This is a genomic window from Pseudomonas putida, assembly GCF_050990305.1.
Lineage (GTDB): Bacteria > Pseudomonadota > Gammaproteobacteria > Pseudomonadales > Pseudomonadaceae > Aquipseudomonas > Aquipseudomonas putida_AH.
This window is the reverse complement of record NZ_CP158817.1, coordinates 5029120-5042848: the sequence shown is the minus strand read 5'-3', so window position 1 is coordinate 5042848 and position 13729 is coordinate 5029120. Positions and strand designations below refer to the sequence as shown.

11 protein-coding genes and 3 pseudogenes are annotated in these 13729 nt (G+C 53.3%); 5 read left to right on the top strand and 9 right to left on the bottom strand.

What is annotated here, in order from left to right:
- Positions 1 to 238: 238 nt before the first annotated feature.
- Positions 239 to 814 (bottom strand): annotated as a pseudogene (locus ABTV22_RS22765) (transposase); the annotation flags it as partial.
- Between the two features lie 329 nt (positions 815 to 1143).
- A complete protein-coding gene (locus tag ABTV22_RS22760; protein WP_433736697.1) occupies positions 1144 to 2853 on the bottom strand; it encodes a hypothetical protein in 1710 nt (569 codons plus the stop codon).
- A 216-nt stretch (positions 2854 to 3069) separates the two neighbouring features.
- Between ABTV22_RS22760 and ABTV22_RS22755 the strand changes: the two are divergent.
- Positions 3070 to 3689 (top strand): annotated as a pseudogene (locus tag ABTV22_RS22755) (tyrosine-type recombinase/integrase).
- 223 nt (positions 3690 to 3912) lie between these two features.
- Here ABTV22_RS22755 and ABTV22_RS22750 read toward each other — a convergent pair.
- Together ABTV22_RS22750 and ABTV22_RS22745 are read right to left on the bottom strand one after the other, a co-directional pair.
- Positions 3913 to 4944: a hypothetical protein gene (locus ABTV22_RS22750; RefSeq protein ID WP_314641351.1), complete on the bottom strand. Its 1032-nt coding sequence runs from the start codon at positions 4942 to 4944 to the stop codon at positions 3913 to 3915.
- Positions 4945 to 5295: 351 nt separating this feature from the next.
- Positions 5296 to 7065: a hypothetical protein gene (locus ABTV22_RS22745; RefSeq protein ID WP_433736696.1), complete on the bottom strand. Its 1770-nt coding sequence runs from the start codon at positions 7063 to 7065 to the stop codon at positions 5296 to 5298.
- A gap of 1110 nt (positions 7066 to 8175) precedes the next feature.
- Here ABTV22_RS22745 and ttcA (ABTV22_RS22740) point away from each other — a divergent pair.
- From ttcA (ABTV22_RS22740) to ABTV22_RS22730, 3 genes and pseudogenes are all read left to right on the top strand, one after another.
- Positions 8176 to 9069 carry a tRNA 2-thiocytidine(32) synthetase TtcA gene (gene ttcA / locus ABTV22_RS22740; RefSeq protein WP_433736695.1) on the top strand — a complete coding sequence of 298 codons (894 nt, stop codon included), beginning with the start codon at positions 8176 to 8178 and terminating at the stop codon, positions 9067 to 9069.
- Positions 9070 to 9234: 165 nt separating this feature from the next.
- Positions 9235 to 9936: pseudogene (ttcA, locus tag ABTV22_RS22735) on the top strand (tRNA 2-thiocytidine(32) synthetase TtcA); the annotation flags it as partial.
- 127 nt (positions 9937 to 10063) lie between these two features.
- Positions 10064 to 10738, top strand: a complete 675-nt coding sequence (locus ABTV22_RS22730) for a DNA-3-methyladenine glycosylase I (protein ID WP_433736694.1) — start codon at positions 10064 to 10066, stop codon at positions 10736 to 10738.
- An 82-nt stretch (positions 10739 to 10820) separates the two neighbouring features.
- On the opposite strand, the gene ABTV22_RS22725 is transcribed toward ABTV22_RS22730, so the two are convergent.
- From ABTV22_RS22725 to arsC, 3 genes are read right to left on the bottom strand one after another with little or no spacing between them, the layout of a single operon-like run.
- Entirely contained in the window at positions 10821 to 11246 is a 426-nt protein-coding gene (locus tag ABTV22_RS22725; protein ID WP_433736693.1) for a DUF2069 domain-containing protein, read from the bottom strand.
- Between the two features lie 2 nt (positions 11247 to 11248).
- Positions 11249 to 11845 carry an NAD(P)H:quinone oxidoreductase gene (gene wrbA, locus ABTV22_RS22720; RefSeq protein ID WP_008054817.1) on the bottom strand — a complete coding sequence of 199 codons (597 nt, stop codon included), beginning with the start codon at positions 11843 to 11845 and terminating at the stop codon, positions 11249 to 11251.
- The gene (gene arsC / locus ABTV22_RS22715) at positions 11842 to 12195 is read right to left on the bottom strand and encodes an arsenate reductase (glutaredoxin) (RefSeq protein ID WP_433736692.1); all 354 of its coding nucleotides are present in this window, start codon (positions 12193 to 12195) and stop codon (positions 11842 to 11844) included. The genes wrbA and arsC overlap by 4 nt, the downstream gene beginning before the upstream one ends.
- 114 nt (positions 12196 to 12309) lie before the next feature.
- Between arsC and ABTV22_RS22710 the strand changes: the two genes are divergently transcribed.
- Positions 12310 to 12777, top strand: coding sequence for a TlpA disulfide reductase family protein (locus ABTV22_RS22710; protein WP_433736691.1), 468 nt, complete (start codon positions 12310 to 12312; stop codon positions 12775 to 12777).
- A gap of 98 nt (positions 12778 to 12875) precedes the next feature.
- On the opposite strand, the gene ABTV22_RS22705 is transcribed toward ABTV22_RS22710, so the two are convergent.
- On the bottom strand, positions 12876 to 13280 hold the full coding sequence (locus ABTV22_RS22705) for an META domain-containing protein (protein ID WP_433736690.1): 405 nt from the start codon (positions 13278 to 13280) through the stop codon (positions 12876 to 12878).
- Positions 13280 to 13714, bottom strand: coding sequence for a hypothetical protein (locus tag ABTV22_RS22700; protein ID WP_433736689.1), 435 nt, complete (start codon positions 13712 to 13714; stop codon positions 13280 to 13282). The genes ABTV22_RS22705 and ABTV22_RS22700 overlap by 1 nt, the downstream gene beginning before the upstream one ends.
- Positions 13715 to 13729 lie beyond the last annotated feature (15 nt).

The window sequence follows — 13729 nt, the reverse complement described above, 5'->3', positions numbered from 1 at the left end:
GGATTGCATACCATTTTGAAAATGTACACGAGTTTTCCGCTTCGGACCTCACACTGATCGACAGGCTGCAGTCGGATGCTCGACCTGCTATACGTTGCCGCCGGTTAGGCCCAATGGGGGATACGAGATATGTGGTTCACCGGCACGGGCCAGGTGCACTGTTCTCGCCGGCCCCACAGGCGCCCGTGAGCAGCGCGAACGACACCAGATAGACCGCGGTTCCCACTTGATGCACGGCCTCGGCCACTTCGGGCGTTACCCGATCCGCCGAATCCATCGCCGCCAGATATCGATCAATGCTGTGTTCGATCTGCTGCATGCGTGCCTTCACTTTGCCCTGAGTGAAGTTGCGGTCGCGATTATTGACGGCTTTGAATTTGCTGCCGTCGATGGCGATGATCGATTGGGAGAAGAGATTGAGGTTGAAACAAAGCACCAAAAATTGCCGGCAGACACTGCGAATAGCCTTGCCGTTGTCTTTGCGAAAGTCAGCGATGGTTTTGAAATCTGGAGCCAAATGCCCCGTCAGCCACATCAACTCGACGTTACGCTGGGCCTCACGCTCAAGCCGGCGGGTGGACTGAATCCGATTGAGATAGCCGTAGATATAGATCTTCAGCAAGATCGCAGGATGGTAGGCCGGATGCCCCGTGGCAGCAGGATCAACGCCTTCAAACCCAAGTGCACCCAGGTCGAGTTCATCGACGAAAACGTCGACCACGCGCTCTGGATTTTCTTCGGCTACGTAGTCGTCCAGACACTCCGGCAGCAACGTGACGTGCGTCCGAGCCTCACCTTCAATGAAGCGCTTCATGATCGTCCCCGCCACGATCTCGACGATCCGAAGGTTAGACAATCGCAGGCGTTTTCACACAGCCTGGACCCATAGCTGCCGGTCAGCAATGGCTAAAAATGGCCGTTTTCTGCCTGTGGCGACCGGCTGAAAACGGCCAAAAGTTGTCCTTCAGGGGGGGGGCAGGAGTCGGCCAAAATGGGATGCTTAAGTTGAATTCTTCTACACTTTAAAATCGAAAGGGGCAGCATTGGGGCCTTTGCCAGTTGAACCTGCTTCGGCATCTCGCCCCAATTAGTTAGGTGCAGCACCGGACGTGCTACCCATAAGATATGCTGAACATGTGGATTCTAAATCGGTCTTGTTGTAGCGAGCACGCCAAGCATGGATTTACCCGCGTGGTGCTTCTCAACGACTTCACCTACTTTTTCCTTACCAAAACCAATTAGTGCACCGCTGGCTACGCCCGCGAGCGCAACTGCCGGAGCACCTACGGCCAGGAGCGGGGAGAGTAAGGGAAGCATGACCGCCGATGCGACCAGTCCCGCGCCTAAGATGCCGCCTGTAAGGATCGCCGCTTTCTTCGGCGTGTACTTTGATTCAATATCCTTAAGACTCTTACGTTGCCGCTGCACCAGCGAAGCGAGGCCGTGGCTGACCTCTTTGATCATTTCATTCGTATCAATTGGGCCGGCGGATGCCAGTTGACTGGTGTATTTATTTAGTTCCTCTCGGAGCCACCGGTGTTCATTATTCGAAATTAGCTGAGCAAGAGTCGTTACAGGAATATTAGCGAGCCAGGATAGGCTGTCATCCTGCACCGCATGGAGCGTCTGAAGCGCCTGATCAGAAATAACATTTTTTGAACGGAGATCTCTTGCGTTTGCTTGGGCGATCTTTTCGAAATAGTGCCAGTGAACAGGCTGCGACAGAAGTGCCTGCGCCCCAAGCTCACTTGAATTCTCAAATAAATGGTATTGAGGACGTAGTCTTTCTAAGACGCCATTGAGGAGCAGTAGGCCGATGGGCATTCGTTTCATTTGATCTAAAATATGGAGCGAGCGCTTGCCCTCAAGCTCAACGAGATACTTGCTCGCCGCTTCGCTGGCGCTGAGTTGAATGCCGGGAGCCGCACCTGGTGGGACAAACAAGCCAGATGGCATCAGCGCCTCAAGGAATGCAGTTTCTTGTTTTCTTGAATATTCGAAGAGTTCTTCCATTGATTGAATCTGCCCGTGGCAAAATGGGGAGATCAACCGAATCGCCAACTGCTCAAAACCCATCTTGGTATGTGCATCGTTTCGCTCCAAGACCTCCTCAAAACTTGGAAAAATAAAAACAGCTGGCACGGGAAGCTTTGCATCTACTAGCGGGCGCAATTGCAGTATATGGAAGAGCTGAATGGCCAGTTGCAAGTATGCAGCGTTCAGGTTTAGATCTGAGCTTAAGAATGGATATATAGGATCCGGGATCAACTGTGTGTCTGCATAAAGTCCGGTTATGCGAACTGCATTGAGTGCGGATGGCCCAAAGTGACGCTGCCCACCCGTAACCAACCTCATTCCACCAAAATTCTTTGCTTGCTGGTAAATATTGGCGGAGTGACGATTATAGAATTCACCCAACTCATCCATTGCTTGGTTTACGGAGTTGGCGAATACGTCTGACTGATATTTAACACGCCACATCATCCGTTGTTTGATCTCGTCCTCGTCTTTGACCAAGTCGACCGAACGGCATATCAATGCAGCAAATAACGAACTGAAAAGGGCAAATAGTTCGGCTTGAACTTCGTTTATGGCAGTTGCTGGCTGATGGGCTTTATCCTTTAACGCTTCTGCTCTCTGTATCGACAGCGCTGCGCCAAAACTCTTTGCCATCAGTACGGTCTCTGTAGATAAACCTTTCGTATCTACCAATCCAGTAACCGTCAAAGGGGCAGCCAATAGCTCATCCGCATGGAATTGTAACGATGGAGGAAATTTCAGCTTCCCCTCTCTCATTGCCTTCCATACATCCAGAAGTCGCTGTGCAGTTTCGGGGCTGTCAAAACTGTTCATGATTTTTCTCAAATGACATTCTATGTTATTTAGTGATAGTGATTGTTCGTCGGTATAACATCAATATCAGCTTGGCGCTACCTATTTGCGGTTTAGTTCATTGACTGCTTATGGCTGATTGCAACTAGGCCACCTACGTCAGTTATGGGCCGATTAGCGACCAATTCGCATTGCGACTGACCCACCCTTGTCCTCCCTAAACCTGGAGGACAAGCCATGAACACTATCGCTTTACATCGCCATCAGCCTTGGAACAAGGGAAAGCTTGTAGGGCAGAAAGCACCGCTCCGAGTCAAAGATATCTGGGCCATTCGGGTCAGACTTCAGCTCGCGGAGAAGACACGGGATCTGGCTCTCTTCAACTTGGCCATCGATAGCAAACTGCGTGCCTGTGACTTAACCAAGCTGCGAGTACGTGACATTGCGCATGGGGAGCATGTTTCGTCACCGGCCATCGTGATGCAGCAGAAAACTCAACATCCAGTGCAGTTTGAAATTACTGAGCAAACACGAACAGTACTGGAGGCTTGGATGCGTCAGGCGCATCTTCGCAGTGAAGACTTTCTGTTCCCGACGCGATTGCATAACTTATATCATCTCTCCACTAGGCAATACGCTCGAATAGTCAAAGCATGGGTAACAGCCATTGGACTTGACCCGACGATGTACGGTACCCACACGCACGGCGAACCAAGTCTTCGTTGATCTATCGCAGGACCAAGAACTTGAGGGCAGTTCAACTCTTGCTAGGTCTTACGAAACTCGAAAGCACTGTCAGGTATTTGGGCATCGAGGTAGACGATGCTTTAGAAATGGCAGAGCAGACTGAAGTCTAATCCTCCACTGCGACGGTCTGGGCCAGACCGTCACTTTCCGACTCATTGTCGCTTGGGTCCTGGAATTTCACGATTGTCCGCACGGACTCATTCATAAGTGACAGGCCTCTCTGTGCTAATGGGTGAGCTTCCATCCCACTCCAGCATATCCCTGGTGACAGCTTTTTACCCAGAGCGGCTCTTGCCAGAGGAAACTCAGAAGCGCTTTAGTGCGGAACAATGGCTAGCTTATGTGAGGCTCGTACTCATCATCGTAGTGTGCGTACTCCGAGCACCTATCACATAGAGCCCCATTCTCCGCTTCGTAGCCCTCTAGGGAGGTGTGGCACCCGGAGCACTTCGGCGGCTGATAAGTGTAGCCACAGAGATGGCAATGCCCTTCGGATAGATCGAACATCGGAGCGCCGCAACTACCGCAGTCCGTGATGATTTCCTCGTCGTCGAACGGGTTCTCTCGGGTGGTTCGTAACTCCTCTTCCATCAACTCAATGAACGAATCTGACTGGTTGCATGCGAGGCAGTTGTATCGGAACTCCGAGTAGTCGAAGGGCACACCAGCCTGGAGGTCTTCCCGGTTAGGCTCAAGCAGCGGGGAACCACAGGCAGGGCATGAGCAAGCCTTGAACAACTCGCGGGTATGCGCCATGACGCCCAGGTCTTCCCACTGGCGCCGTACCTCCTCCAGATTGTGGGCAAAGAACTGGTGATTTCTCAGCATGACTTCCCAGGTCTCGCCTAGCAAGGCTGCCGGATTCTCTGATAGCTCGTGTGTAATGAAGTCCCGCAGGAGTGGGAACAGATCGAGCAAGAATTTATTGATCTCCTCCAGGGGATGCTTGGGGTGGAGGTGTTCCAGATCGTTCCGGCACCGTTGCAGAGTATTCACGGCTGTCCAATCAGTGCGGATGCCAAGACCCTCAAAGTGCAGTTCAATGTCTGCTACGTCGATTGTCTTGTTTCGTTCAAGCTCGGGACGCCACTCGATTACGCCATCTTGGTCACGGCAGGGTTTGAATTTCCTTGCCTTGTAGATGAGGCTGGCCGCATGTTCGGGAGAGTCCGCGAGCATTGCAATCCTGTACTTGAACAGCAGCAAAACCCCTGCGAAGAGGTTACGAGCGGATGAAACGGCTCGGAGGGGGTTCCCGTCATCACCCTGCGTGAGCTGGTAATCCTCAATCCCTAGCTGAATGGACGTTACAGCATTTTCCAGAACCTTCGCTCTATCCAGCGTAGGTACGCCCTTACCCGACATCGACCTTTTCTCCCTGAGCACCCCTTGGCGCAATAGGGGACGCACAATACCCTAATCCCATTACAACAAAAATAGGTGCCCCCAGGCGCGTCCTGGGCTGCCCTACGGCTGTGCCTTGGCTCGCTCCTGCGTGGGCCAAAGGAGTTACTTTGCCGTATGGCTGACCGTGTTAACGTCCACCCCGCCCAGGAGGATTTTCGAAAGTTCATCTACCTGGTGTGGAAACAACTCAACCTACCCGAACCCAGGCATGCTGGGAACAGAGCCGCTGCGCGAATTGGCCAGCGGCTCTGCGTGCCATCGCCGAGTGATCCGAGGGAAGCAGGGTTACACCCTCGGATCGCATGACTGCTACTCGTCCGAGCCATCTGTCTCGGCGAACAAGAATTTTCCGATGTACCAAACAGACCGCCCAACGTTGTGGATAAGCTGTTCTCCTTGCCGTAAGGGCGAGTTTTCTTCATCGATGCCCGCCAGCTTGATCGCGTCAGTGACCTTTGAGCCAGTCGGGTGTGCATCTCCCACTCGCATATCATAAGCACCGGCAATCTCAGCAAACACTCGCTTGGCTTTGGCGTCTCCAATTTTCTCCGCTAAAATACTTTGGAGTAATTTGTTTGAGCCGAGCTTGGCTTTTTCTTCGTGTGTAGAAAGTTTGCGTAGCTCGGTTATGTTGAGCCTGTCCGAGAATACGCGAATGATGTCCTTGGCTAGCCTGAGCAGGGACGCTCTGTCTTTGCTGGCAAACCTGGATATTTGCTGACCTGCTTCGAAGTCATCAATGTCGTGGCTGAACAGAGATACATTATATTTATCTCTAAAGCTGTCTTCCAGAAGTCTCATGCTTCCAAAAAACATTTCTTCAACAGCATGTGTAGATGCTGGTTGCGCTTTCATCTGTGCTTCAAGCAACTCATTTGATACTTTACCTTCAGGAGCTACATTATGCGCTGCCCAAACATGCTGCTCCCATGAGGCGAGGCGAGCGATGTCGTAAGCATATACGGTGATCAGATCAGAGCTGTTGATTCCAAAATGAGTTTTATATCCTGACGTGGAATGAATAGCTCCAGTTTCAGCGGTGTACCATGCCAGCTTGAATCCTCGATTGTTCAGAAGCTCGGTAACAACGCTGGACCGAAACCACAGCCAGCGACCCACGTCCTCGTTATCAAGCTCTGCTGACCTCATTCGCGTTCCATCGGTTTCCACGATGAATTGCGGTAGATTTGGATCCGCATCTCCACGAACGCGCTGACTTTTGGATTGGTGGTCTATCCACTCCTCACGCCAAAACTCCCCCTCTACCCGTACACCTTCATAGCCTCCACGGTGCCCATTTGAACTCTCATGGTCAGTGTTCGAGTCATTCTCAGGCCCCATCACAGGGGCGTCTTCATCCTCATCTACGTCAGTTCGCCAGGCTCGAAACATCGCCCAGCTTCCCCCAAAGACGTCATCAAGCTTGCGAATGATTAGGGTGAATTTGCCATTATCTCTTTCCTCATTGTGAGGCTGAAGATTCGAATATGCGCTGTCTTCTAATACAGGGACGTTTTCTACCCTCTGTCGGTAGTATGCAAGGCGAAGCGAAAGGTTCCTGGCTGCTAGATAATCAAGTAGAAACTCCCTTTTGATTTCTATCTGACGGTATTCGCCATCTTCACTCACGGTCTCGCGGGCCACGACAACGAAATTTTCTTCTGGTCTAACCCAATTGTCACCTTCTTTGATCAGGCGCAGCGCAACCACCAGGTCAGGGCTCAAAATCCATTTTCTACCACCGACAACAAGTTGCGGGTGTTCATAAATTAAGTTAATGCCTATTGGTTCTTTATCGTTGTATTGATACTGATCTATGGACGCATAATACCCATCTTCGTATGCATATGGCGCGACAGTGTGCCCAATGCCTATGTCGCTCCATCCAAGACGTTCTTCAACCAGCTGGCGATGCTCTGGCGGGAATGCAACGGAGCCGCAGCCGAAATATTCACTGACATGACCTACGTCTTTTACATCCCTTTTCTTGCTCTCAACTGACGCTCTCAAAGGAACCCACGCCGCGTTAGAAAAGGCCCTACGGGTTTCCTTGGTTTGCAGAATCCACTCTTCACTCATGGTTGAATTTCCGGTTTTAGTGATAGCACATTGTGAGTAAGCAGCGGCCTTCGCCCTGGCCTCACGACAGTATGGTCTGCGCAGCCCCTCGCTCGCTTACCTTAGCTCGGTTTACCAACCACTTTGGGTGGTTTTTCGAATGTCGCCCCCGTCAACTTTGGGTCGAAATCGGACCAAGACGAGCGTCCGCTTCTGGCCGATCTCAGCCCGTCGCCACCGTCAGCTTTGGGTTGGTCTCTACCGGCCATGTGCACAAACCGTGCTGGTCAAATCCAATGCAATTGGGTGGGCAAGTTTGTGCAATTGCCCATTAAGGCGACTACTCCTCAGCTAGACCGTAGCGGCTGAGATGTGGTGCTGCAAAGATGTTGCGCCATTGCTGACCATCAGGTCGAGCGAGACCAGAGTAAGGCTGATGATCTAATGCTGCCTGCCTCGATGTCCGAGAACAGTGGTTTGTCCATCACAACAAAGCAGATCCGCTCCAGATTTTTGAGACCCGCCATCGCTCGGAGGTAGCTCGATTCCCGTACCAGTTTTTACATCGGTCAACACTCTGGAGATGGGCTTCGCATAGGGCCAGGACGGCTGACGTGTTCTGCGGCATCTCACTATGGCCATGCGTTTCAAGTGACATAAATCTGTAGTACACGGTGTATAGATCCGACACCTCCGCCTCTTTTGCCTGTTCCTCAACCTGCAACGCCGTATTGTCCGCTTGGTGATCCATCCGATAATGGCTCGATCTCAACGCTTCACCCGATGCAAATGGTGGTGCTTGCCTGTCGCCATGGTGGGGCGGCGGGGCCAACCTGGCATGTCGCGCCCTAGTCAAGCTGAATGCAGTCGTTGGTCAGGGCCCCCTTAAAAGGCAGGCATAATCTTGTTATGATGCAGCTAACTCAGATGTCGTTCGCTTTACCTCTGTATCGAGTTTTAAGCGCGTAGATTGGATGCGAAGTGCGTGGCCAGAATATTTATTTTGTGTTGAGCTTTTCTGTGTTTGGTAGTGATGGTAGTTAACCACATCGATAAGTTAAAAGTGGCATGAGAGATACGGGTGTGGCCATTTTTGTATAAGTCTCTAAATTATTTGTCGGAAATAGTGTCATGATGATAGATGAAGGTACAGCGCAAATAAATAAAGCTGCTGAGCTACGTCGTAAAAAGCTGCGCGGTAATGTCGGAAAGGCCGTAGTAGATTACGCCATGATCGAAGACGGCGACAAAGTTATGGTTTGCGTGAGTGGCGGAAAAGATTCATTTGTGATGCTCGAAGCTCTATTGCACTTGCAGCGAGTTGCACAAATAAAATTTAGTGTCGTTGCTGTAAATCTTGACCAGAAACAGCCTGGCTTCCCTGAGCATATCTTGCCTGAGTTTTTCGAAAGTAAAGGTATTGATTATTATATAATTGATAAAGATACTTATTCTGTAGTCAAGCAGAAGGTGCCTGAAGGCAAAACGACTTGCTCTCTTTGCTCTCGACTCAGAAGAGGTACGCTTTATAGTTTTGCAGAGGAAATAGGGGCTACTAAATTGGCGCTTGGACATCATATGGATGATATGGTTGAAACTTTGTTTCTCAACATGTTTTTCCAAGCGCAGATGAAAGGGATGCCTCCTAAGCTTCTTAGTGACGATAAGAGGAATATAGTTATTCGGCCGCTCGCATATTGCAGGGAAAAAGATATAGCGAAGGTAGCTATTGATAGCGCATATCCGATAATTCCGTGTAATCTCTGCGGCTCTCAGGAGAATCTCCAGAGGAAAAAGGTTAAAGCTATGATTGCAGAGTGGGACTCGGTAAATCCTGGCTGTGTGGAAAATATTTTTCACAGTTTACAAAGCGTAAGTCCTTCCCAGATGGCCGATCGGAATCTATTCAATTTTATAGATCTATCTATTGACAGGTCGGGAGACCGGCCGGAATACAAATTTGAAGACGCAACGGTTTCATCCTCCAGCGTTGAAAATTGGATAAATGTGGTCCAAATTTTGTAAAGATCAAAAGTCGATTTTTGGGGTCGGGAAGGGTTTTTTGGTGTCGTATATCCAGAAAATTTACATTATCGATTTTTTTTGTAAAACATGTTTTTCTGAAAGCTCAGTGAAATCAAGAGGTTATGCCATGGTTATGCTGTCTGTTGGGTCTACCTTAGGCTATAAGGAAAAGACAGCTACACCATGCTTGATGTGCTGATGCACTTGCAGAAGGTCGCACCGATCAAATTCGAGATCGTGGCCGTGAACATGGACCAGAAACAGCCGGGTTTCCCTGAGCATGTGCTGCCGGCCTACCTGAAAGAGCTGGGCATCGAGTATCACATTGTCGAGAAAGACACTTACTCGGTGGTCAAGGAGCTGGTTCCGGAAGGCAAAACCACTTGTTCGCTGTGCTCGCGCCTGCGTCGCGGTACTCTCTACACCTTTGCCGACGAAATCGGCGCGACCAAAATGGCCCTCGGCCATCATCGCGACGACATCGTCGAGACGTTCTTCCTGAACATGTTCTTCAACGGTTCACTCAAGGCCATGCCGCCGAAACTGCGGGCCGATGACGGTCGCAACGTGGTAATCCGTCCGCTGGCCTACTGCAACGAAAAAGACATCCAGGCGTACTCTGACTTCAAGCAATTCCCGATCATTCCGTGCAACCTCTGCGGTTCCCAGGAAAACCTGCAACGTCAGGTGGTCAAGGAAATGCTTCAGGATTGGGAGCGCAAGACACCGGGGCGTACCGAGAGCATCTTCCGCAGCTTGCAGAATGTGATCCCGTCGCAACTGGCGGACCGCAACCTGTTCGACTTCACCAGCCTCAAGATCGACGAGACGGCGGCTTCGCGCTTCGTCAACGTGGTCAACCTCTGATCAAACTGTAGGAGCCGAGCTTGCTCGCGATAGCGGTGTGTCAGCCAACATTTGCGTTGAATGACACACCGCTATCGCGAGCAAGCTCGGCTCCTACAGGTTTTTCGTTTATTCCTCAGGAGAGGGCATGCGCGACTACAAGTGGCTGAACGAATACTGTTTGAACCGCTTCGGTTCGGCGGCTGAACTGGAAGCCCATCTGCCCGTTCCCAAAACCCCGGCGCAATTGCGTGACATCACCGACGATCGCTACCTGTCGACCATGGCACTGCGTGTGTTCCGTGCCGGCCTCAAGCACAGCCTGGTGGATGCCAAGTGGCCGGCCTTCGAAGAAGTCTTCTTCAAGTTCGACCCGGAAAAAGTCGTGTTGATGAGCGCTGAACACCTGGAGCGCCTGATGCAGGATGCGCGGATCATCCGCCACCTGGGTAAGCTCAAGAGCGTGCCGCGCAATGCGCAGTTCGTGCTGGACGTGGCCCATGAAAAGGGCAGTTTCGGCGCGATGATCGCCGATTGGCCCGTGACCGATATTGTCGGGTTGTGGACTGTGCTGAAGAAACGCGGCCATCAATTGGGCGGCCTGTCGGCGCCACGTTTTCTACGAATGGTCGGCAAGGACACCTTTGTGCCGAGCTACGACGTGGTGGCGGCGTTGAATGCACAGAACATCATCGACAAGGTGCCGAGCAGCCTGCGCGACCTGGCGTTGGTGCAGGATGTGTTCAATCAGTGGCATGAAGAAAGCGGCGGGCGGCCGATGAGCCAGATCTCGATGATGCTGGCCTACACCGTCAATCACTGAGCATAAAAGATCGCAGCCTTCGGCAGCTCCTACAGAAACACGCGATCCCATGTAGGAGCTGCCGAAGGCTGCGATCTTTTAATCAGGCGACGGAGGGTTCGCCTTCACCCGCCAGCTTGCGATTCAGCTGATACCGCCACCGCACATACAGCAGCGCCGAGCAGAACACCGCCAGGCTCGCGCCCATCTCCAGCAAGCCGAAGATCTGCCGGTTCGGGTCATACGCGGCCAATGCACCCTTGATGAAATACAGGTTCACCACAAAACACATCCACGAATGCCCGCGCGGGTTGCCGATAATCATACCGGGCGCCAACACCAGCAGCGGCACCAGTTCGATCAGCAAGATCACCCAAGGCCGGGCACCGTGCAGGTCGGCGACCAGCAGGTAGTAAATGCACAGCAGTCCCACCAGCCCGAAAAAGCACAGCAGACTGATCACGCGCATGGCCCGGACACGGGGTTCAAGCCATTCGATGGCGGGCAGGATCTTCGGCTTCTTGGCCACCCTCAGCCCTCCAATTTCTGTGCAGTCTTGGCCAGGCGCATACCCAGCGCGCGGCACAGTGCGACTTCGTGCGCGTCCAGGCCGCTCTTGCCATCGGCACCGGCGTGATGGCTGGCGCCATACGGTGTGCCACCGCCCTGGGTTTCCAGCAGCGCCGACTCGCTATAGGGCAGGCCGGTAATCAGCATGCCGTGGTGCAGCAGCGGCAACATCATCGACAACAACGTGGTTTCCTGGCCACCGTGCAGGCTCGCGGTAGAGGTGAACACGCCGGCTGGCTTGCCCACGAGGGCGCCGGTCAACCACAGGTTGCTGGTGCCATCAAGGAAGTACTTGAGCGGCGCCGCCATATTGCCGAAGCGGGTCGGACTGCCGAGCGCCAAACCAGCGCAATTTTTCAGATCGTCGAGGCTGGCGTAGAGCGCGCCCTCGTCCGGAATGTCCGGTGCCACGGCTTCGCATTCGGTGGAAATAGCCGGCACGGTACGCAAACGGGCTTCAAGACCGGCCTGTTCCACGCCACGGGCAATCTGTCGGGCCATTTCGTTGGTCGAACCGCTGCGGCTGTAATACAGCACCAGAATGTACGGCGCACTCACGGCAGCAACTCCAGGATTTGCTCCGGTGGGCGGCCGATGACAGCTTTGTCGCCGACTTCGAGAATCGGTCGCTCCATCAGTTTCGGGTTCACCGCGATGGCGGCGATCAGTTGCGCTTCACTCAGGTTGCTGTCCGCCAGGTTGAGGGTTTTGTACTCGTCCTCGCCAGTGCGCAGCAGTTGTCGGGCGCTGATGCCCAGTTTGTTCAACAGGCTCTGAATTTGTGCGGCGTCCAGCGGGGTTTCCAGATAGCGAACCACGGTCGGTGTCAGGCCACGGGCTTCGAGCAGTTCGAGCGCACCGCGGGATTTCGAGCAGCGCGGGTTGTGATAAAGCGTCAGATCGGTCATGAGCGGGTCGCATCTTGTGTAAGGTGGCAGCTATTCTAACTGTGCAGCGCGCAATCCAGAACCTTGGGAGGCAATGGGTCGCGGCCGTATTCTTTTTTCGACAAGGATCACGACATGACAAGGCGACTGGCAGCGGCATTGGCGATCATTGGAACGTTGATGCTGGGGGGCTGCGGTAACGACTACGGGATCGATCAGAATGGGCAGAAAGTCGCTGCCGAGCGCCTGGACAAGCAATGGCTGGTGCTCAATTACTGGGCCGAATGGTGTGGGCCGTGCCGTACCGAAATTCCTGAGCTGAACCATTTGGCCGATCAGCTCAAGGACAAGAAGATCGGTGTGTTCGGGGTCAACTTCGACAATGTGCAGGGCCAAGAGCTCAAGAGCGCCAGCGAGAAACTCGGCATCAAGTTCACCGTGCTGGCGCAGGACCCTTCCGAGATTTTCGATCTGCCACGCAGCGAGGCATTGCCGGTGACCTACATCATCGACAACAAGGGTAAGGTGCGGGAACAGTTGATGGGCGAGCAGACGGCGGCGGGGGTGATGGCGAAGCTGGAGGCGTTGCAGGCTAAAAACTAAAGCAAAAGATTGAAGCTTCTGTAGGAGCACAGCTTGCTGGCGATGGCGTCCTTGAGGCTGCCATCGCCAGCAAGCTGTGCTCCTGCGTGAATCGGGGCTCAACCCTCTTCAAGCCACCAGCGCAGTGGTGCGCCTTCAGCAGGCCAGAAGCGCATCTGCTCGACCTCCGAGACGTCCCAGCTCTGCACCTGTTCCAGCGCTTGAAGGAAGCGTTTTTCCTGCTCCATCAACGCCGGCGCGCAGAGTTTGCGGGTGCTGCCGATCTTGCCGAAGCTCAACTTGTTGCCTTCCAGCGTGTACGGCGCAAACCAGTGGTTGCAGCCACCGTTACCGTAAGCGCGCCCGTCGTCACCCAGGGTGATGGTCAGGTGGCTGTAATCCATCAGCGGGCGTTCGCCGATCCACTCCAGGATATAGCTGCGGTTTTGTTGCAATTGCACCGGTTCGGCGGCGCAGCCCACAAGGCCAGCGCCCACCATCGCGGACAGAGCGAGGCGTTTCATCACGCAGGCTCCTGGCATTTCGGGCAAAGGTGTTTCTCGTCGATGGACTTCCAGCCCAACTCGGCAATCCGCGCATTGGCGGCAGGCTTTTCGGCCTTGTTGCCCAGTTTGGCGTCGACCGCGAATTCGAAACTCAGCTCCTTGGCGCAGCTGTCGCAGTTCACCTTCCAGGTATGGATCGCCAGTTCGCCAAATACCGGGCCACTGGCCACCGCGACCCATTGGCCGGGCGGGTTGATCAAGTGGCGAACCGTTTCGACGGTCAGGCGCATGGACAAGTCCTTGGCACCTTTGAGGGTCACGACCAGCACGTCATTGTTGCGAATCGAGCCGCCGTTGCCGGTGACTTGATAACGCCCTGGAACCAGGGCGCGGCATTCGGTGAGGGTGTGTTGCGGGTTCATCAGGCTGTAGCGGAAATCGTGTTCGACCATGGGTCCTCCAAATAT